This is a genomic window from Pseudomonas sp. EYE_354 (genome assembly GCF_023148575.1).
Lineage (GTDB): Bacteria > Pseudomonadota > Gammaproteobacteria > Pseudomonadales > Pseudomonadaceae > Aquipseudomonas.
The window spans coordinates 73,555-94,382 of record NZ_JAHXNQ010000013.1; the positions used below are offsets into that span (position 1 = coordinate 73,555).

The 20,828-nt window shown below is 61.7% G+C and carries 15 protein-coding genes; 8 read left to right on the forward strand and 7 right to left on the reverse strand.

What is annotated here, in order from left to right:
• Positions 1–31: 31 nt before the first annotated feature.
• A complete protein-coding gene (locus tag KZX66_RS18470; RefSeq protein WP_248081929.1) occupies positions 32–4,564 on the forward strand; it encodes a hypothetical protein in 4,533 nt (1,510 codons plus the stop codon).
• 15 nt (positions 4,565–4,579) lie between these two features.
• Here KZX66_RS18470 and KZX66_RS18475 read toward each other — a convergent pair whose 3' ends face one another.
• Positions 4,580–6,130 (reverse strand): PLP-dependent aminotransferase family protein, encoded by a 1,551-nt coding sequence (locus KZX66_RS18475; RefSeq protein ID WP_248081930.1) that lies wholly within the window; start codon positions 6,128–6,130, stop codon positions 4,580–4,582.
• 90 nt (positions 6,131–6,220) lie between these two features.
• On the opposite strand from KZX66_RS18475, the gene KZX66_RS18480 reads away from it, so the two are divergent.
• From KZX66_RS18480 to KZX66_RS18490, 3 genes are read left to right on the forward strand one after another with little or no spacing between them, the layout of a single operon-like run.
• Positions 6,221–6,859, forward strand: coding sequence for an FMN-binding negative transcriptional regulator (locus KZX66_RS18480; RefSeq protein ID WP_248081931.1), 639 nt, complete (start codon positions 6,221–6,223; stop codon positions 6,857–6,859).
• Positions 6,856–7,302 carry a GNAT family N-acetyltransferase gene (locus tag KZX66_RS18485; RefSeq protein WP_248081932.1) on the forward strand — a complete coding sequence of 149 codons (447 nt, stop codon included), beginning with the start codon at positions 6,856–6,858 and terminating at the stop codon, positions 7,300–7,302. Before KZX66_RS18480 ends, KZX66_RS18485 begins: the two co-directional genes overlap by 4 nt.
• A gap of 10 nt (positions 7,303–7,312) precedes the next feature.
• Positions 7,313–7,990, forward strand: coding sequence for a GNAT family protein (locus tag KZX66_RS18490; RefSeq protein ID WP_248081933.1), 678 nt, complete (start codon positions 7,313–7,315; stop codon positions 7,988–7,990).
• Between the two features lie 3 nt (positions 7,991–7,993).
• Here KZX66_RS18490 and KZX66_RS18495 read toward each other — a convergent pair whose 3' ends face one another.
• Positions 7,994–8,890, reverse strand: coding sequence for a homocysteine S-methyltransferase family protein (locus tag KZX66_RS18495; RefSeq protein ID WP_248081934.1), 897 nt, complete (start codon positions 8,888–8,890; stop codon positions 7,994–7,996).
• 112 nt (positions 8,891–9,002) lie between these two features.
• Between KZX66_RS18495 and KZX66_RS18500 the strand changes: the two genes are divergently transcribed.
• The 3 genes from KZX66_RS18500 (at position 9,003) to KZX66_RS18510 (ending at position 12,097) form a co-directional block, all read left to right on the forward strand.
• Positions 9,003–9,824, forward strand: coding sequence for an ABC transporter substrate-binding protein (locus tag KZX66_RS18500; RefSeq protein ID WP_248081935.1), 822 nt, complete (start codon positions 9,003–9,005; stop codon positions 9,822–9,824).
• Positions 9,825–9,856: 32 nt separating this feature from the next.
• On the forward strand, positions 9,857–10,627 hold the full coding sequence (locus KZX66_RS18505) for an amino acid ABC transporter permease (protein WP_248082104.1): 771 nt from the start codon (positions 9,857–9,859) through the stop codon (positions 10,625–10,627).
• Positions 10,628–10,786: 159 nt separating this feature from the next.
• The gene (locus KZX66_RS18510; protein ID WP_248081936.1) at positions 10,787–12,097 is read left to right on the forward strand and encodes an autotransporter outer membrane beta-barrel domain-containing protein; all 1,311 of its coding nucleotides are present in this window, start codon (positions 10,787–10,789) and stop codon (positions 12,095–12,097) included.
• 81 nt (positions 12,098–12,178) lie between these two features.
• Here KZX66_RS18510 and oadA read toward each other — a convergent pair whose 3' ends face one another.
• Positions 12,179–13,987, reverse strand: a complete 1,809-nt coding sequence (gene oadA / locus KZX66_RS18515; protein WP_248081937.1) for a sodium-extruding oxaloacetate decarboxylase subunit alpha — start codon at positions 13,985–13,987, stop codon at positions 12,179–12,181.
• A gap of 11 nt (positions 13,988–13,998) precedes the next feature.
• On the reverse strand, positions 13,999–15,414 hold the full coding sequence (locus KZX66_RS18520; RefSeq protein ID WP_010565910.1) for an acetyl-CoA carboxylase biotin carboxylase subunit: 1,416 nt from the start codon (positions 15,412–15,414) through the stop codon (positions 13,999–14,001).
• Between the two features lie 196 nt (positions 15,415–15,610).
• On the opposite strand from KZX66_RS18520, the gene KZX66_RS18525 reads away from it, so the two are divergent.
• Entirely contained in the window at positions 15,611–16,585 is a 975-nt protein-coding gene (locus KZX66_RS18525) for a LysR family transcriptional regulator (protein ID WP_248081938.1), read from the forward strand.
• On the opposite strand, the gene KZX66_RS18530 is transcribed toward KZX66_RS18525, so the two are convergent.
• The 3 genes from KZX66_RS18530 to KZX66_RS18540 form a co-directional block, all read right to left on the reverse strand.
• Positions 16,515–16,712 (reverse strand): hypothetical protein, encoded by a 198-nt coding sequence (locus tag KZX66_RS18530; RefSeq protein WP_248081939.1) that lies wholly within the window; start codon positions 16,710–16,712, stop codon positions 16,515–16,517. The two genes, KZX66_RS18525 and KZX66_RS18530, sit on opposite strands and share 71 nt — an antisense overlap.
• 132 nt (positions 16,713–16,844) lie before the next feature.
• Positions 16,845–17,711 carry a transcriptional regulator HexR gene (hexR, locus tag KZX66_RS18535; RefSeq protein WP_003177007.1) on the reverse strand — a complete coding sequence of 289 codons (867 nt, stop codon included), beginning with the start codon at positions 17,709–17,711 and terminating at the stop codon, positions 16,845–16,847.
• 162 nt (positions 17,712–17,873) lie between these two features.
• Complete coding sequence (locus tag KZX66_RS18540; protein WP_248081946.1) at positions 17,874–20,747, reverse strand: GGDEF domain-containing phosphodiesterase; 2,874 nt, start codon at positions 20,745–20,747, stop codon at positions 17,874–17,876.
• Positions 20,748–20,828: the final 81 nt, after the last annotated feature.

Below are 20,828 nucleotides of genomic sequence, written 5' to 3' on the forward strand. Positions count from 1 at the left end.
CCGCTGGCGCCTATCATTGCCAGGAACGACCATGAGCGTACGCCCCTCTCCCTCGACCATCGCCACATCATCCGCCGCCCTGCGCCAGCAAACCCTGCTCAAAGCCCTGGGCAGCCGCGGGCCGAGTATTCAGGAGGTTGCCTGGGGGTTGTTGACCCGGGAGCTCAAGGCGCTGTACCCGAATCTGGACCTCAATCCCGATACCACGTTGGCGGTGACCCCGATCTGGACCTTTGTCGAGGATGAGTTGTTTTGTCAGGACATGGCCTACGAGCCCCTGACCCAGGCACTGCTGCGCCAATTTCTGGAAAAAACCCAGGCCAACTACGTCGAAGGCGAGCACTTTCTGGCCCGTGCGCCCTTGTCGCAAACGCCGGTGCACCTGGATGTCAGCATTGAGCGGGTGGCTGACTTGCTCAACGATCTGGCCGGTGTGTTCAGCGTTGAATTCAAAGAGCAGCAGTTGGCGTTCTGGAACGCAAGCAGCCTCGGCACCCCGCATTGGCATGAGCTGTCCGACGGCCTGAGACGGGCCATGCATGTCGAGCCGTTCGGCGACTGGAACGCGGATGCCTGCGCGATTGCCCAAGCCGTCGGGGCCTGGCCAGACAAACAGCAGCGTGATATCCACCACCCCGAGATGGCCGGCATAAAGGTGTGCCTGATCGATATCGATCAATCCGGTCAGGTGCAACCCACACACCTGTTGCTGATCGGTGCGGCGGTGCTGACGGGGCGTTATCGCGAGCGCGACGTGCTGCTGATGTACACCGTTGAGTACGGTTATGAAGCCTTCGATTCCATGCAGGCCTTGAGTGAGCAAATCCTGCAGCGGCTTTCGCCCACGCAGATGTCGCAACCGCTGGCCTGGCGCCTGGTTGAGCCCGAGGGTAACTTTTTCGATCACATGGCATGGGCGCTGGTCGACCTGCAATTGCGGACCATCGAGACCCTCGATCTCGCCGAAGCGACGCAGGCCGCCCTCAGCGTCGATCCGTCGCGGACAAGTGCCGCCCATACCGTCGAGCAAGCACGCACCAACAAGCTGCGCGCCGCGATTCCGGACTGGTTGCGCGAGGCTTCTGTGCAGGACTTGAACGCCTACAGCAGTCACTTGATCGACCTGAGCGTGCTGCGCAACACGGCACACGGCGATCTGTTCGAAATCCCATCGATCAATGCCTTTGCGCAACAGAAAATGTGCGAGGCGATCATTGCCGACAAAGCCACGCACGGCGCCGACACCCTGGCACTCGATACCCTGCGCATTACCCGCACCGAGAGCTTTACCGTGGGCGTATTTGTGCTGCCCAACCCCCTTGATCGCCACACCCAGACCCTGGGTGAATACGCCTTGAGCAACTCGCCTGCATACCTGGCCAGCATCCACTTCACGCACGGCCAAAGCGTTCCCGACTGGCTGACGCCGCAGTACCTGACGGGCATCGCCGAGCAGGTGAACATCGGTGAGGCTTACCCCAGGCTGATCAAAAGCAAACTGCTCGATGACCCGGTTCAGGCCCCGCTGCAAAAGCAGATGTACCAGCGCCAGTTGCGCTCGCTGCTCCCATTGCTGGCGCTGGAATGCAAAGTCCGGCAACTGGGCGATGTCGATGAACAGGGCTACGGCTATATCAATAAGCTGCTGCATCCCAGCCAGGACAGTCGACGCCCCATTGTGGTCAGACCGTTGACGCTGTACCCCCAACACCGCATGAGCAGCGCCAACGACAGCGTGCTCAATATGTTCGTGATTGGCCCAAGGAGCCCGGATGACGGCCCATGCCTGCTCTACCGCCCCCTGATGGAACGGCCGCTGTTGCAGTTCCAATCGTTCCAGAACCTGCTGTATGCCCTGCATCAGCCTGGCGAGCTGCGCGACTCTGTCCTCGCCTGGCTACCGAACAGAGCCTTGAGCTTCAACTACTCTCAATACGTCTTCCCGGTCGGCTTGCCGTCTCCGTGGCTGGCCGTGCAAAACCTGTCGGAGCCGTTGAACCTGTTGGAGTGGTCGGGGCCGGTGTATCTGTTGACCACGGAACTGACCGGCGATGTATTCGCCGCCTTCTATGACGCCAATACCCAAGCCATGATCGAACTGGCGGACCGCCAATCGCTGTCGAATGCCGAGCGACGCTGGGCGCTGCTCGAAGACAGCGGATGGGCGGTTTTTAATGCCGCGTCCGGTTTTTTGAATGGCTATGCCGGCGCGGCGGTCTGGGTCTGGCAAACCATCAATGAAATCCAGCAGGGCCTCGACGCCCACCAGCACGGCAATACGCTGGTGGAATGGACGCGGGTGGGGGATGTGCTGATGGCCCTGTCGATGCTCCTGATTCATCACGCCAACCAGCGCCGCCAGACCGGGACCTCCACCGAGACGCTCATCGCCCTCGAACCCGCCCCGCCACCCGCCAAGCCTGCGCTGACGGTGTTGCCCACCGTTAGCGCAGCAGGCTCGCTGCCCCACAGTGAGTACGCGACCATCGCCATCGACGGCTCGGTGCCGCGGCGTACGCCCGAGCAACTCGAACGTTTCCTCGACACCCTGAAAGTCACGCCACCGACGCTGGACGATCCGCAACTCAGCGCCGTCGCCTCGTCGAACATTCCGCCGCTGTATCAGTTGCACGATAAAGCCTTCGCCCAGGTCGGGCAGCGCTGGTTCGAGGTGCTAGAGGACGCCGATGAACATATCCTGATCCGCAACCCTCAACACCCGGCACGCAGCGGCCCGCGGCTAGTTCACCACGACAACCAGGCGTGGCATATCAATACCGAACTGCGTTTGCTGGGCAGTGGCCGTAGCCTGAAAAGCCAACTGCGGGCGTCACGCTTGGCCAAGACGCAACGTCGACAGGTGCTGGAAGACCAACTCAAGACCCTGCGCGAACAGGAAGCCGCCGCGCAGCAGGTGTTAAACAGCGCACGCGAGCAATTCACCTCCGGACAAGACCCCTCATCCGAACAGCGCTACATGGACCAGCTCGATGTACTGGCGACGCTTTACCAGCAATCGCTGAGTCAATTGCAGGCATGGCGCGAAGCCGGCGGGACGTTGGGCTATGCCCAGGAACTGTTCCGCCTGAGCGCCGAACACCACAAGCACCTCAACCTGTGGCTGGCAGTCCAGCGCAATCGCTATGTAGCGGCCATGAATCAGGTCAGGCTCAGCCTGAATGACGAATCGGTGGAGCGGCCGGCGCTGCTGGCCGACATCACGCGCATGACCGAACTGGGCAATACCATAACGCCCCGGCTCTCAGGCTTGAGCCAGTCACTTGAGCTTCTCCCGGCAGTGGGTGCGGCAGGCATCATTGCGGCCGAGCGGTTGAGCGCCCTGGGACCGCGCTTCACTCAGTGGGATTTCAAGACCAACGAGATATCGACGATGTTCGAGTTCTGTGTGCAGGAACAAGCCGCAGCCGACATGGAAAAGGCACGGGACGCCGTGGGTTTTGTGGTGGAACGCGCGGCGCAGGTCAGCAAGGAATTGGCGTTGATGGTGCGTGAAACCCCGGTACGGACGGCCCCCGAAGAACGTGGCGAGCGCTTGCTCACTATCGTCGATGAGTACGTCAGCGTCAGTCAGCGTATCGATGAGCTGCCTGGAGATTTTCCCGAACTGGTCGTCCCCGACCAACTGCTGCACCTCAAAACCCTGGTGGGCGAGTTCCAGGGTTTGGCGCAGACGACACTCACGCAGTTGCTGGCTGAAACCGAGCAACCGATCAGCAAAGCCGAAAAACCAGGGGTGGCGGGGCCGTCGCGGTCACGCCCCAGGATCAGCATCAGCAAAACCCGACCGCGCGACTTGCCGGTCAAGCCCAGCGACGTCCCCGTGCAGGAACCCTTGGGCGTGATCCAGCCGCGAACCGCGCGCCCAGTGATACCCGGCAATGACTACACCGAGGCAGTGGGCGTGGCGCTCGAGCTGAGCATGGACATTAATGGGTTTATCCAGCGAACTCAGCAGGACGCGCTGAGGCCCAAGCGGGTTCCGGCGGACATGCAGGACATTCTGGAGCAGCAAGCCACGCGACTGGAGCAAGCCGCCGACATCATCGACCGACTGGACGCCGACGCTCAACGGCAAAACAAGCGGCTGCCGATCGCGTTATTGCCGACTGAATTGCGTGACGGCGCCACCCGTATGCGCCGCGCGGGCATCGCCCTGCGCGCCAAGCTGCTCAAGGCGCGCAAGCCGCGTCAGGCGGATTTTCAATGGTTGCTCGAGCACGGCCAGGTTCGGCTGGTGCGCAACGCTGTCGGTCGGATCAAGACCCGCCAATACCAGGACTATTTCCAGGAGTACCAGATTCTCGACACGGCCAACCATGATCAACCCTTATGGCTCGCGCATTTTCACTATCCGACGCTCACCACGCCGGCCTCGCGGTTTAGCGCTGCACACCTGAAAATCGCCGAGCAACACTTGCAGCAGTTCTCCGACGAGACCAGGCAAGCGCTGTCCACGCGTACGCCCTGGGACAACCACCTGCGCAAGCTCACTGACCCACTGCTGCAGGCCGAATGTCTGAAACTGGAGCCGACCACGTCGTGATCCGGCGCGGCGGGCTCAGACCTGCCAGGCCAGGCGCAGGCGCGCCAAGGCCTCACCGATAGTCGCCTCCGGCACGGCCGCGAACCCCAGCACCAGACCGGCGCGCTGATCCGGCACAGTGGCCGAGCCCGGCAACCAATAGCTGCTCAAGCCATTGATCTCGACGTCGACCGCGCGGGCCTGGGCCAGCAGCTGTTGCTCGCGGGCCATACTGTCCACCCTCACCGTGAGGTGCAGCCCCGCCGCAACATTCGGCAAGCAACCCACACCGGGAACGTCCACGGGCCAACCGGCAAGCAACGTGTTACGCCGGTTCAACGCAGCGCGGCGCATACGTCGGATGTGGCGCTGGAAATGCCCCGCCGCCATAAATTCCGCCATCACCACCTGAGTACTGACCTCTGAGTGCCTGACATCCACGGCGCGGCGCCGGGTGAAAGCTTCGACGCAGCCCGCAGGCAACACCAGATAGCCCAGGCGCAGCGCCGGAAAGGCGACCTTGCCGAAGGTGCCGACGTACAACACCCGCCCACTGCGGTCCAGGGCGGCCAACGGCGCCAGAGGCGCGCCGCTGTAGCGATACTCGCCGTCGTAGTCGTCTTCAATGATCCAGCCGCCCGTGCGTTCAGCCCACGCCAGCAACTCCAGGCGCCGCGCCAGGCTCATGACCACACCGGTGGGGTACTGGTGCGACGGTGTCACATAGGCCAGGCGGCAATCATTGAGCCCATTGAGGGCCGCGCAGTCGATGCCGTCGTGGTCCACCGCAACCCCCTGCAGTTGCGCGCCAGCAATCGCGAACGCATGCCCGGCCGCTCGATAGCCAGGGTTTTCCACAGCCACTGTGTCTCCCGGTGCCACCAGCAGCTGTGCACAAAGGCTAATCGCTTGCTGAGCGCCGCTGGTGATCACTATTTGCTCAGCGGTGCACTGCATACCCCTGGAACTGCGCAAATAGGCGGCGATCAAGCCACGTAAACGCTCATCCCCTGCCGGGTCGCCGTAACACAGCTGTTGCAAGTCCGGCTTACGCCAGAAAGCCGCATTCAGCTTGGCCCACACCTCGAACGGGAACAGATCGAAGGCCGGTACGCCCACCCTGAAAGCCCGTGGCGGACCACTGGGCGGCACGGGCAAATGATTGCTTTCCAGACGGCCGACGGCCGCACTGTGGATAACTTCCGCCGCGCAATCTTCAGCTGAAAATGAGCGTTTTGTGGATAAACCTGGGGATAAGCCTGTTGAAAACCCTGTGGATACTTTTGTGGATAGTTTTTTTGCTGCGGTGCCGGCCGTGGGCAAATTAGCCACGTAAGTACCATCACCGACCCGCCCCTCGATAAAGCCCTCGGCATAGAGTTGATCGTAGGCCCGCACCACGCTGTTACGGGAAATCGCCAACGCCGCCGCCAGATCGCGACTGGCCGGCAACCGCGTGCCACTGACCAGACGCCCGTCCAACACCCTTTGGCGCAACGCCTGGTACAGCTGGCGCGCGAGCCCCAGACGGCGATCCAGCTCAATGCCGGCGGGGTTGAATGACAACGGAGGTTGGGCGGGGGCCATGAAATTGGACCTATAAAATGAGCGTTAGATGGCTCTTACAACGAACCATTAGCGTGCCTACGATGCAGGCATTCGCCAAGGAAAATCTTTATGTACACACCTCGCGCTTTTGCCCTCGACGATCTGCCTGAAATCCAGCAACTGATCCAGCACACGCGCTTGGCGCAGGTGGTGACCTTCGGTGAGCAAGGCTTGCAGGCCAGCCATTTGCCGCTGCTGCTCAACCCCGACGAAGGCCCCTATGGCACGCTCTACGGACACCTGGCCAAGGCCAACCCGCAGTGGCGCGACCTGCAAAACGGCAGCGATGCGCTGGTGATTTTCGCAGGGGCCGAGGCCTATATCAGCCCGGCGTTTTATCCGGCCAAGGCGGAGCACGGCAAAGTCGTGCCAACCTGGAACTACATCGCCGTCCACGCCTACGGCAAAGCCGAGGTGTTCACCGATGCCGAGCGATTGCTCAGGCTGGTCAGCGCCCTGACCGACCGCCACGAAGCCGGTCGCGCCCAGCCCTGGGCCGTCAGCGACGCACCGGCGGACTACATCGACGGCATGCTCAAGGCCATTGTCGGCTTTGCCTTGCCCATTGATCGTGTGATTGGCAAACGCAAACTCAGCCAGAACCGCAGCGCGGCGGATATGGCCGGTGTGCGCGAGGGCCTGGCCGCCAGCACCGACGTGCGCGACCAGACCCTGGCGCGCTTTATTCCCAGAGGAGATTCAGCATGAGCCAGCTCGACATCCGCCCGGTCACCGCCGCCGACCACGCCGCCTGGCTGCCCCTGTGGCAGGCGTATTTGACGTTCTACAACACCGAACTGTCGGAGGCGGTGAGCCGAAGCACCTGGCAACGCCTGATCGACGCCAACGAGCCAACTCACTCGGCCCTGGCCTGGCAAGACGGCAAGGCCGTGGGTATGGTCAACTTCATCTACCATCGCTCCAATTGGAGCATCGAGAACTCCTGTTACCTGCAGGACCTGTTGGTGGATCCCGCCCAACGTGGCACCGGCGTGGGCCGCAAACTGATCGAATTCGTTTACGCCACCGCCAAGGCGGACGGTTGCTGCAAGGTCCATTGGCTGACCCACGAAACCAATGCCACCGCGATCCAGTTGTACGAACGCATTGCCGAACGCCCAGGCTTCATCCAATTTCGCAAAGGTCTTTAAGGAGCGCAGCATGTCCACCTCCCCCGCCGACTGGAAAGGTGCCCCGGCACCCAGTGCCCAGGTGCTCGAAGGGCGTTTCATTCGCCTGGAAAAACTCGATCCGGCCCGCCACGCCGATCAACTGTGGCAGGCCCTCGAAGGCCCCGGTGCCGACCCCAAGCTCTGGGATTATTTACCCTACGGGCCGTTTGCCGAACGCGCGGCGTTCGATGCCTGGTTAAACAACCACGCGGCCAACAGCGACCCGTATTTCTTCAGCGTGGTCGACCGCGCCAGCGGCCAGGTGCAGGGCATTCTCAGCCTGATGTCGATCGTGCCGGCACAAGGCCGTATCGAAATCGGCCACGTTACCTTCGGCGCGCCGATGCAGCGTTCGCCAAAAAGCACTGAAGCGGTGTACCTGCTGGCCAAGTACGCGTTCGATCAGGGCTACCGCCGCCTGGAATGGAAGTGCAACAACGGCAACGCCCGTTCCAAATACGCGGCCGAGCGGTTGGGGTTCAGTTTTGAGGGGGTGTTCCGCCAGCACATGGTGGTCAAGGGGCAGAACCGCGACACGGCCTGGTATTCGATTTTGGACGGGGAATGGCCGCAGGTAGGCGCGGCTTTCGAGCAGTGGTTATCGGAGGCGAATCAGACGGCTTCGGGGCAGCTCAAGAGCCTGGCGGAGTGCCGCCAGGCGCTTTGAGGGTCAGCTCAGCGTCTGGGCCAGCACCGCGATATGCTCCGGCCCGATCCCGCAGCAGCCGCCCAAATGGCTGGCGCCGCGCTTGTGCCAATCGGCCGCCCAGTGCAGGTAGCCGGGCGGGTCGAGGTCTTCGCGCAGCGGGTCCAGGCCATCGTTGGCCGTGGCCTCCTTCGGTTGCGGCGGGAACGCGTTGGCGTAGGCGCCGATCTGGATTGCAACACCCAGTCGCTCGAAGGTTTGGCGCGCGGCATCAATGGCAGCGCCAATCACTTCCGGCTGGCTGCAGTTGAACAGCAACACCTGCACGCCCAACTGTGCTGCGGCCTCGGCCGCGTCCGCCACCGGCTCGCCGGAGCGCAGGCGCGGGACGTCGTCGGTGTCTTCGTCTTTCAAGGTAAACGACAGCCAGAACGGCTTGCCATCCTGAGGCAGGCCGGCCTTGATCGCTTGCGCTTCAACGATCGAACTCTGGGTTTCGGCGAGCCACAGGTCAACATAGGGCGCGAGGCCTTGCACCAGCGGGGTGAGCAGCTCAGATACGCGTTGCGCTTCAAACAGATCCGGACGATAAGAGCCAAACAACGGCGGCAATGAGCCGGCCACCCGTACGTGTTTGCCTGAGGCTGTCACCGCACGGCGCGCCAACTCCCCCGCTAACGCCGCCAGGGCCTGGCCTTCGGCCGCAAACCGCGCCTCACCGATATGAAACGGCACCACTGCGTAACTGTTGCTGGTGATCACATCGGCACCGCTGTCGATATAGGCCGCGTGCACCGCCTCCACCGCCTGCGGCGCCTCGCTCAAGGCCAAGGCCGACCATTCCGGCTGGCGAAACGGCGCGCCACGGCGTTGCAGTTCACGGCCCATGCCGCCATCAAGAATTACTGTTTCTGCACCCATATGCTTTTTACTCATAAGCTTATGAAAATAACTCACTATGAGAGTCGTTCTTATAACTATTTAATACGTTCAATTCCGCACATAACAACTCTTTTTTCTAAAGGTGTCCTTCGTGAAATTTAAACCCCTGCTGGCCTTGGGCCTGATGACACTGGCTGCCTCCACCCAGGCCTTCGGCGGCACGACACTGGAGCGCATCGAACAGAAAAAAGAATTGGTGGGCGTGCTAATGGAAAGCTACCCGCCGTTCTCGTTCCTCAACGACCAGAACCAGCTCGACGGCTTCGACGTCGACGTGGCCAAAGCCGTGGCGCAAAAGCTGGGGGTCAAGTTGCGCCTGGAAACGCCGTCCTGGGACGTGATCGCCGCCGGCCGCTGGAGCGGACGCTATGACATCTGCATCTGCTCGATGACCCCGAGCAAGGCCCGCGCCGAAGTGTTCGACTTCCCCGTGGAGTATTACGCCTCACCTGCCGTGATCGTGGTCAACGCCAAGGACGACCGTATCCACAGCGCAAAGGACCTGAGCGGCAAGAAAGTCGGGCTCACCAGCGCCTCCAGCTATGAAAGTTACCTGAACAAGAACCTGGTGATCGAAGGCGCCGAAGACACGCAGCTGCAGTACCCGTTCGAGGACGTGCAGATCGCCCCCTACGACACCGATAACGTAGCGTTCCAAGACCTCGGCCTGGGTGCCGGCGTACGCCTGGACGCGATCCTCACCAACCTGGTGACCGCGCAACCGCGCCTGAAAGAAGACAAACGCTTCAAGCTCGCCGGCGAGCCGCTGTACTCGGAACCCAACTCGGTGGCCATCGAAAAAGGCGACGCGGCGTGGGACAGCAAAGTGTGTGAGGTATTTGCTCAACTCAAACAGGACGGCACCTTGAGCAAACTGTCGCAAAAATGGATCGGCGCCGATATCAGCCGATGACACCGTCCAGACCCCCTTTGCTGCAACGCCTGCTGGGCTTTCGTGCGCGGCTGTACCTGACCTGGGCGGCCCTGTTCGCCCTGTTTGCCAGCTTCTTCCTGAGCTTTGACCTGAAGCTCTCGATTATCCTCGACAAGCTGCCCAACCTCGTCGGCCTGCACCTGGCGCCCAATGGCTTCCTGCAAGGTGCGGCATTGACGGTGTTCTTGTGCCTGTGCTCGATGCTGGCCTCGTCGGTGCTGGGCTTTATCACCGCGTTGGGGCGCCTGTCGAAAAGTGCCGTGGCGTTTGGGGTTGCCAGCTTCTACGCCTCGTTCTTTCGCGGCACGCCGCTGCTGATACAGATCCTGCTGATCTACCTGGGCCTGCCGCAACTGGGCCTGGTGCCGGGGGCGATCGTAGCCGGCATCATCGCGCTGTCGCTGAACTATGGCGCGTACCTGAGCGAAATCTTCCGCGCCGGTATCCTTGGCGTGCCCCACGGCCAACGCGAGGCCGCCCTGGCCCTTGGCATGCGCGACAGTGCGATCTTCTGGCACGTCACCCTGCCCCAGGCCATGCGCACCATTGTTCCGCCCGCTACCAACCAGTTCATCTCCATGCTCAAGGACTCGTCGCTGATCTCGGTGATGGGCGTGTGGGAAGTGATGTTCCTGGCGCAGTCCTACGGTCGCTCGAGCTACCGCTATATCGAGATGCTCACCACAGCCGCAATCATTTACTGGGTGATGTCCCTGGGGCTGGAGCTGATCCAGGCGCGGATGGAACGTCACTATGGCAAGGGGTATGTCAGGCGCGGGTAACGGGCAGCACACTGACAACTGCCGTTTGCCCTATCCACCGGCGTTTTTAATCGCTGCCGACAAGCGACATCTCCCGCAAACGAGCGGCCCGGGGCCTGACATTTATCCCCCCGATACGCCGCTAAATTCCCCACCTCATACATCAAGAGGTGGGTTTACATGCCGCTCATACACAAACAACTCGCACTGGCCATCACCCTGGCGTTGGGGCTTATCGGCGCGCAATACGCACAGGCACGGGCCGACAGTGATCCCGACAGCGAATGGCTTGAGCGGGTGCCGGTGAACAGTGGCAAAAGTGAGTTCGAACCGGCCATTCCAACCCCTGAAGACTTCTACTTCAGCGACCATGCCACCAGTCGCAACGGCCGGAGCATTGCCCGCATGCTGGACTCGGCGGTGGACGCACTCATGGCCTCGGACGATCTGAGCGAATGGGACAAAGACAGACTTGACCGTTATGGCCTGTACCTGAGCACCCTGGAGCCAGGCCGGATAGGCGCGGTGCTGGAGCAATTGGCCGGCAGCCAGAACGCCAACCTGGGCAGCGCCACCCAAAACAGCATGAAGCCATTGAACGCCAGCCTGTTGTCGGCCATACGTCAGTTGGACAAGGACACCGCTGACACGGGCCGCGTGTGGTTCCAGGGCCTGGGCAACAGCGGCAGACTCGAGGCGCAACACGGCAGTGCCGGCTTGAACCAACGCAGCCAAGGCCTGTTGCTGGGTGCCGATTGGTCGCTCGACCACGCCTGGCGGGCCGGTGTGGTCGGCGGCAAATCCAGCAGCGCGCTGAACGCTAAAGGTTTCAAGGGTGAACTGGACAGCTGGCATCTGGGCGCTTACGCCGCGCGTCTGGACGGACCACTGGCGTTACGCCTGGGCGCGCTCTACAGCAGCCATGCCGGGAAAAACAGGCGCACGGTCGATTTCGATTTCATCGACCACCGCGAAAACCTCACAGGCAAGTACACCGCCCAGAGCCAAAACGCTTTCGCCGAACTGGGTTATCAATTGGGCACCGCCGGCTTGCACCTGGAGCCCTATGCCGGTGTTGGCGTGCAGCGTTACCAGCGCGACCGTTTCCAGGAGAAAGGCGGCTACAGCGCTTTGAACGTCGGTGCACAACGTCAGCAGAACCTCAGCAGCACGTTCGGTCTTCGCGTGGCCCACGCCTTTGCCCTGGACAATCGGATGAGCCTCAAACCGCACCTGAGCGCCGACTGGAAACACCTGTACGGCGATGTCACCAGCCGCGTGCGCCAGTCCTCTGCGTGGGAAAGGCGCGCAGACTTCAACAGCGACTTCACCATCGAAGGTACCTCCCTGGACCGTAATAGCCTGGCACTGCGCACCGGCCTGGACCTGGCGTTGTCGGCCGAACACAGCGTGGGCCTGACCTACACCGCCGAGTTCGGCAGCCAAAGTCGCAATCAGGGTTTGGTGGGGCAGTGGGCGATGGCGTTCTGACCTGAAGCGGTCTGATTCGCAGACAAAAAAAGGGGGCACATGCCCCCCCGAGGTTTAAGCGGTAGTGTCGAAGGCTGAGTATCAGCCTTCGATTTCAATCAGGATTTCGCCAGGGTTCACCCGGTCGCCCTTGGCCACGTGCACAACGGTCACCTTGCCGGCAATCGCTGCCGGCACTTCGGTTTCCATCTTCATGGCTTCGGTAATCAGCACGGCCTGGCCGGCTTTGACCATGTCGCCTTCCTTGACCAATACATCGACGATATTGCCCGGCATCGCGGTGCTGACGTGACCCGGCTCGCTGGCCTGCTTGCGCTTGCTGCTGCCGCCGCCGACAAATTCGTTGAGCGGTTCGAACACCACTTCTTCGGGCATGCCGTCGATGGACAGGTAGAAGTGACGCTTGCCTTCAGCCTTCACGCCGACGCCGGTGATATCCACGCGGTAGCTCTCGCCGTGCACGTCGATCACGAACTCGGTCGGCACGCCTTCACCAGCGGCACGGGCAACGCCGCCCGCTTCAGGGATGGGCAGGAGCACTTCAGGCGTCAGGGTGCCGGCGTCGCGTTCTTCGAGGAACTTGCGGCCGATATCCGGGAACATGGCGTAGGTCAGCACGTCTTCTTCGGACTTGGCCAACGCACCGATTTCACCGCGCAGCTTGGTCATTTCCGGTTTGAGCAGATCGGCTGGGCGTACGTCGATCGCATCGATGCTGCCGATGGCCTGACGACGCAGCTTCTCGTTCACCGTGCCCGGCGCCTTGCCGTAACCGCCTTGCAGGTAAAGCTTCACTTCGTTGGTGATGGTCTTGTAGCGCTCACCGGCCAGCACGTTGAAGAAGGCCTGGGTGCCGACGATCTGCGACGTTGGCGTCACCAGCGGCGGGAAGCCGAGGTCTTCACGCACCCGTGGGATTTCGGCGAGCACTTCGCTCATGCGGTTGAGGGCGCCCTGCTCTTTAAGCTGGTTGGCCAGGTTGGAGATCATCCCGCCCGGCACCTGGTTGACTTGCACACGGGTGTCGACCGCAGTGAACTCGCTTTCGAACTGGTGGTACTTCTTGCGCACGGCGTAGAAGTACAGGCCGATCTCCTGCAGCAGTTCCAGGTCCAGGCCGGTGTCGAACTCGCTGCCTTTAAGGGCAGCGACCATCGACTCGGTCCCCGGGTGGCTGGTGCCCCAGGCAAAGCTGGAGATCGCGGTGTCGATGTGGTCGGCGCCGTTTTCGATGGCCTTGAGTTGGCACATCGCAGCCAGGCCCGCGGTGTCGTGGGAGTGGATAAAGATCGGCAGGCTCTGCTCGGCCTTCAGCGCCTTGACCAGCTCACCGGTGGCGTACGGGGTCAGCAGGCCGGCCATGTCCTTGATCGCGATGGAGTCGCAACCCATGGATTCCAGTTGCTTGGCCTGCGCCACGAAGGCCTCGACGGTGTGCACCGGGCTGGTGGTGTAAGCGATGGTGCCCTGGGCATGTTTGCCCGCGGCTTTGACCGCTTCGATGGCCACGCGCAGGTTACGCACGTCATTCATCGCATCGAAGATACGGAACACGTCGATACCGTTGACGGCGGCCTTGGCAACGAAGGCTTTGACCACATCGTCGCTGTAATGGCGGTAGCCCAGCAGGTTCTGGCCACGCAGCAGCATTTGCAGGCGCGTGTTGGGCAATGCGGCGCGCAGTTGGCGCAGGCGCTCCCACGGGTCTTCCTTAAGGAAGCGCACACAGGCGTCGAAGGTCGCGCCGCCCCAGACTTCCAGCGACCAGTAGCCCACTTTGTCGAGCTTGTCGCAGATCGGCAGCATGTCGTCGGTGCGCATGCGGGTGGCCAGCAACGATTGGTGAGCGTCGCGCAGGATGGTGTCGGTTACGAAGATCTTCTTGCTCATTCTTATATTCCTCACAGGCCTGCGTGGGCGGCGATGGCGGCGGCGATGGCCAGGGCCAGCTCTTCGGGTTTGCGCTTGATCGAGTAGTTGGTCAGTTCAGGGTGGCTTTCCACAAAACTGGTGTTGAACTGGCCGCTGCGGAATTCCGGATTGCGCAGGATTTCCTGGTAGTAGGCGGCGGTGGTCTTCACGCCTTGCAGGCGCATGTCGTCCAGGGCACGCAGGCCGCGATCCATGGCTTCTTCCCAGGTCAACGCCCACACCACCAGTTTCAGGCACATGGAGTCGTAGAACGGCGGGATGGTGTAGCCGGTGTAGATCGCCGTGTCGGTCCGCACGCCGGGGCCGCCGGGGGCGTAGTAACGGGTGATCTTGCCGAAGCTGGGCAGGAAGTTGTTCTTCGGGTCTTCGGCGTTGATACGAAATTGCAACGCAAAGCCACGGTGCTGGATGTCTTCCTGTTTCACCGACAACGGCAGGCCGGAGGCGATGCGGATCTGCTCGCGAACGATGTCGATACCGGTGATTTCTTCGGTGATGGTGTGTTCCACCTGCACCCGGGTGTTCATCTCCATGAAGTACACCTCGCCCTCGGCGAGCAGGAACTCCACGGTGCCGGCGTTTTCGTAGCCCACAGCCTTGGCGGCGCGCACCGACAGGTCGCCGATGTAGGCGCGCTGTTCAGGGGTCAGTTGCGGGCTGGGGGCGATTTCGATGAGCTTCTGGTTACGGCGCTGGATCGAGCAGTCGCGCTCAAACAGGTGCACCACATTGCCAAAGCTGTCACCGAGGATCTGCGCTTCGATGTGTTTGGGATTGACGATGCATTTTTCCAGGAACACTTCCGCCGAACCGAAGGCCTTGGTGGCTTCTGAAATGACGCGGGGGAAAGCTTGCTCGAGTTCTTCGCGACTGTTGCAACGACGAATACCGCGACCGCCGCCACCGGAGGTGGCCTTGAGCATGACCGGGTAACCGATACGGTCGCCTTCGGTCAGGGCTTCGGCGATGTCGGCGACGTTGCCTTCGGTGCCGGGGGTCACCGGAACGCCAGCCTTGATCATGCTGCGACGCGCTTCGGTCTTGTCGCCCATGCGGCGGATCACTTCAGCAGCCGGGCCGATGAATTTGATCCCGCGTTCGGCACAGATGTCTGCCAGTTCGGCGTTTTCCGATAAGAAACCGTAACCGGGGTGCAGCGCATCGCAACCGGTTTCCACCGCCAGGTTCACCAGCTTGCGCGGGTTCAGGTAACCGGCCAGGGGCTCGGCACCAATGCTGTGGGCTTCGTCGGCACGTTTAACGTGCAACGCGTGACGGTCGGCGTCGGAATACACCGCGACCGAGCGGATGCCCATCTCGGCGCAGGCACGCACGATTCGTACGGCAATCTCACCACGGTTGGCGATCAGGATCTTTTTTATCACTTGGAAATTCCCTTGAGCCGATTGCTGCGTGCTTCGACCCACTGAACCCGGGTCGACGCGTGACTAAATGTTTCATGACAGTCGCGAGACACACACTAAGCCTGCAGAGGGATTAACAAAAATCAATAATTATTGGGTTGGGCATAAGTAAAGACTTATAGTTGGCCGGTCAGCCTGGGGCGGGAGCAAACGAGTAATGCGTAAGTCATTGATGCGTATGACATTGCGTCAATTGCAAATCTTCAATGAAGTGTGCGATTTGCGCTCTTACAGCCGCGCGGCCGAAGAAATGTCCCTCACCCAGCCGGCCGTGAGCCTGCAAATTCGTCAGCTGGAAGAGCTGATCGGCCAGCCGCTGTTCGATTATGTCGGCAAAAAACTCTACATGACCGAGGCCGCCGAAGCCCTGCAACGGGCCAGCCGCGACATCTTCGGGCGCCTGGAAAACCTGGATATGCAGCTGTCGGACATGCAGGGTTCGTTGCAGGGCCAGTTGAAACTCGCGATTGAGTCCAGCGCCAAGTACTTCGTGCCGCACTTATTTGCCGCTTTCAAGCGCCAGCACCCTGACGTGCAACTGCACCTGACGGTAGTCAATCGCGCCCAAGTGATCCGGCGCCTCTCCGACAACCGTGACGACCTGGTGATCATGTCCATGGTGCCCCAGGACATGGGCCTGGAGTTCCTGCCGTTTCTCAACAACCCGATTGTGGCCGTGGCCCTGCCGGATCATCCCTTGAGCCTGCAAGGACTGTTGCGCCTGCAGGATCTGGAACCCTACACCCTGCTCACCCGCGAACCGGGCTCCGGCACGCGAATGGCCTGCGAGGAGTATTTCAAGGACAAACGCGTGCACTTCACCCAAACGGTGGAAGTGGCCTCGGCGGAGGCACAGCGTGAGTGTGTCTGCGCCGGGCTGGGTGTGGCCCTGTTGACGCGCCATGCGGTCAACATGGAACTGGCCACCGGCGGGCTCATAGAGCTGCCGGTGGAAGAACTGCCGCTCTACCGCAGTTGGTGTCTGGTGCAGGCCAAAGCCAAGCGCCTGTCACCGGTGGCCCATGCGTTCCTGGGCTTTATCCGCAGCGAGCGAGTGCAGATCAGCGCGCTGGCTGAGCGCTTCGCTGGCCGGCCGCGGTTGCCTGCCAGTGCAGTTCCGGGTAGTCACTGATGCTCTGGAGCAACTGGCGCTCCTGACAGCGGTCTTCGATGGCGCGACGGAACGCCATGCGGCGCTGGTCTTCCTGCTGACGACGGGTCTTTACGGCGCTGTTGCAGTCTTCGTAGGGACGGGCCATTTGGAGTCTCCCAATGCGAGTACGGGAGTTCAGGATGGCCCTGAGGGATGACGGTTTGGCGGCGCAAGCGTTACAGGACGATGAATCTTCTGAAGTCGACGCCGGTGACGATGCGGCTGCGCGTACAACCTGTCAGTCGTCGAGGGCTTTGACCGATTTGGGCGACAGCCGCAGGCTGCGCAAGCTGCGCTTGACGCTCTTGAGGTGGTTGACCAGGCTCGGCCCGCGCGCCATGGCTACGCCCATCGCCAGCACATCGATCACCACCAGGTGGGCGATGCGCGAGGTCAACGGGGTGTAGATCTCGGTGTCTTCGTGCACGTCGATCGCCAGGTTGACCGTGGACAGTTCCGCCAAGGGCGTCTGGCTCGGGCACAAGGTAATCAACGATGCACCGCTTTCCCGCACCAGGTTCGCGGTGATCAGCAGGTCTTTGGAGCGGCCCGACTGGGAAATGCAAATGGCCACGTCGGTGGGCTTGAGCGTCACCGCCGACATCGCCTGCATGTGGGGGTCGCTGTAGGCCGCCGCCGTAAGCAGCAAGCGGAAAAATTTGTGCTGGGCATCCGCCGCCACCGCGCCGGACGCACCGAAGCCGTAGAACTCGACACGCTGGGCCTGGGACATGGCTGTCACGGCCTTTTGCAGCTCCACCGGGTCGAGCTTCTCGCGCACTTCCATAAGGGTGTGCAGGGTGGTGTCGAAGATTTTCAGGCTGTAGTCAGCGACGGAGTCGTCTTCGTGAATTGCGAACTGCCCGAAGCTGGCGCCGGCGGCCAGGCTCTGCGCCAATTTGAGTTTCAAGTCCTGGAACCCGGAGCAACCGATGGCGCGGCAGAAGCGCACGATGGTCGGCTCGCTGATGCCCACGCTGTGGGCCAGGTCGGCCATGGAACTGTGCATCACAGCCGCAGGATCAAGCAGCACGTGATCGGCAACCTTGAGTTCCGATTTGCGTAACAGGTGGCGCGACTGGGCGATATGTTGCAACAGGTTCAAAGGGCAGGACTCTTGTTATTGGCAGGGCCAGGGGATGTAGCAAGCTTGTAGTTATACTACAAGAATTGCTGTTTTGCCCGTCCGACGCGTCACTAAATCGCCCTGCTGCCCTCTGATTCAAAGGGCACGCGCTTTGTAGCCACAAAGGCGGTCGTGGCCCACCTAAGGAAAATCTGCATTTTTCCGTAACAAATCTGCCAACCCGTCCGCCTGCATCGGCCGGCTGATCAGATAGCCCTGCACTTCGTCACAACGCTCCGCACGCAGAAAATCCAACTGCTGCTGATCTTCCACCCCTTCGGCAACGACTTTGAGCGCCAGGCCATGCGCCATGGCGATGATCGCGCGGGTGATGGCAGCGTCTTCGCGCCCCTGCCCCAGACCCCGGATAAAGGTCTGATCGATTTTCACGTAATCCACGGGAATGCGCTTGAGGTAGCTGAGGGAGGAATAGCCGGTGCCAAAGTCGTCGATGGCCAGCTTGACCCCCAGATTCCGCAGTTGCTCAAAGGTGACGATGATGTGCTCCACACTGTCGAGCAACTGACTTTCGGTCAGTTCCAGCTCAAGGTATTGCGGGTCCAGGCCGGTTTCCTCCAGCACCTGGCGCACCAGGCTGACCAGCTTGCCCTGACGCAGTTGATGCACCGACAGGTTCACCGACACGCGGATCGGCGCCAGCCCCTGGCACTGCCATTCACAGGCCTGCCAACAGGCTTCACGCAGGACAAATTCGCCCAGCGGTACGATCAGACCGGTTTCTTCAGCCAGGCCGATAAAGTCGGCCGGTGGCACCATGCCCCATTGTGGATGCTCCCAACGAATCAGCGCTTCGGCGGCATTGAGCTTGCCGGTCGCCAAGCACAATTTTGGCTGGTAGAACACGGTGAGCTGGCGCTCTTCGATGGCTTTGCGCAGGTGGTTCTCCAGCTGCAGACGCTCAAGGGTGCTGGCCTGCAAACTGTCGGTGTAGAACTGGAAGTTGTTTCCGCCCAGGTGCTTGGCGTGTTGCATGGCCATGTTCGATTGACTGACCAGCGCGGAAATTTCCCGCGCATTATCCGGCAGCAAACTCACGCCCATCGAGGCGCTGACCACCAGTTCGTGCCCCTCCACTGTCACGGGCACCCGCAGCTTGGCCAGCAAGCGCGTCGCCACCCGCGCCAGGCTCGACAGGTTGCCGTAAGCATCGAACAGTACGGCAAACTCATCGCCGGACAGGCGCGCAATGGTGTCCGCCTCCGGCAAGGCGTTGATCAGGCGCCGCGCCATTTTCTGCAGCAACTGGTCCGCCACTTCATGGCCCAGGCTGTCGTTGAGCAGTTTGAAACGGTCGAGATTGATGTGCAGCAACGCCAGGCTACGCCCTCCCAGGCGCACACGCTGATGGGCTTCGCGCAGCCGTTCGCGGAAGAGTGAGCGGTTGGCCAGGCCGGTCAGCTCGTCATAGTGGGTGAGGTAGCGCATGCGCTCCTCGGATTCGCGCCTGGCCGACAAATCGGCGAAGAAGCCCACGATATGGCTGACGTTTCCGCGAACATCACGCACCACGTTCAGCTGCAGCCACTGCGGGTAGAGCTCGCCGTTTTTGCGGGTTTCCACCAGCTCACCTTGCCAGGTGCCATGGCTGAGCAACGCTTGGCGGATCACCGGGAAGTGACGCCGGGCATCGCGGCTGCTGGGCAGCTCCACCACGTTGCGGCCGAGCATGTCGTCGATATCAAAGCCGGTGACACGGCTGAACGCCTGGTTGACGGCAATCAACGCGTAGTCAGGGTCGAGGATCACGATGCCTTCGCTGGCGGCTTCGAAGACGGTCGAGGCCAGCCGCTGCTGTTCTTCAAGGGCCTTGCCCGCACTGATGTCACGACGGGTACCGAGCATTCGAATCACGCGGCCATTCGGCGCACGCTCCACGGCACGGCCACGGTCTTCGATCCATACCCAGTGCCCATCGCCATGGCGCACGCGGTATTCCACCTGATAATCCTCAGTGCGCCCCTTCAGATGCTCCACCAGCGCGCGCTTGAGCAGCGGCAGGTCGTCGGGGTGCAGGCGCGGCTTGAGGTGGCCAAGCATCGCCGTGACGTACTCCGGCTCCAGGCCGAACAGTTCTTTGAGTTGGGTGTGGTGGACTTCGTCGGTTTGCAGGTTCCAATCCCACAGCCCGAGTTCGCTGGCTTGCAGGGCCATGGCCAGGCGCGCTTCGCTCTTATTCAAGGCCAGGCTGGTGGCGTCCAGCTCCTGGCTGCGTTGAGCCATGCGGTCTTGCAGGCCGATCTGCGCTTCACGCAGCTCCTCCTCGACCTGACGCCGCTGCTCCACTTCGCGCGTAAGGTCCTGGTTTAACTGTTCGCTGCGCTGCTGTGCCTGTTGTAGATGCTCGATCAACGCCTGGTTCTGGAAACGACGCAAGAGTTCGCGCTGGATCAAGCGGTTAACCTGCCAGGCCACCAGGTTCAGCGACAGCAGCAGGATCAGGCCAAGCACGCCCCAGCCTTGTTGCTGCGGGCTGCCCGCCCACAGCAGGTAGACAATGGACGGCACCAGGCACGGTACGGCAAAGGATAGAAACGCCGGCAGGCTGACGGCGTAGGCCACACTGGCTGATAACGTCGCCGCGCCGATCAGACCAAACACCCAGGCTTGCTGCATGAAGCTATTGACCGGGGCCAGGGCGATGGCCGCGGTCGCCAGGGTCAAACCGCTGACCGCCGACCCCAACATGAACATGCGTCGCCACACCGGCTGGGCCTGGCGGCTGGGCATGGCTGAATCAAAGGCCGCCACTTGGATCACGCGCAGGGCCACCAGCGCCAGCAGCCACACCAACCAGATGCTGTCCAACAGATATTGCTTGGGGTTCCACAGCAGCCAGGCGCAGACCAGACCGTTCACCAACATCAATAGGGTCGGCAGCAGCGAGCCTTGATACAGCAGGCGCGTACGCTCGACCGCCATCTCAGTGGCGTAGTGTTTACGGATAACCTGCGCGGGCGCCATCGAGGGGCCAAGCAGGTCGGTACTGAGGGTCATAGGCAGTGTTCTTATAATGGTGAGCCCGAAACGTCGACGGAGCATACACAAGCAAGCGCTCGGGCCAAACTGCTCCACGTC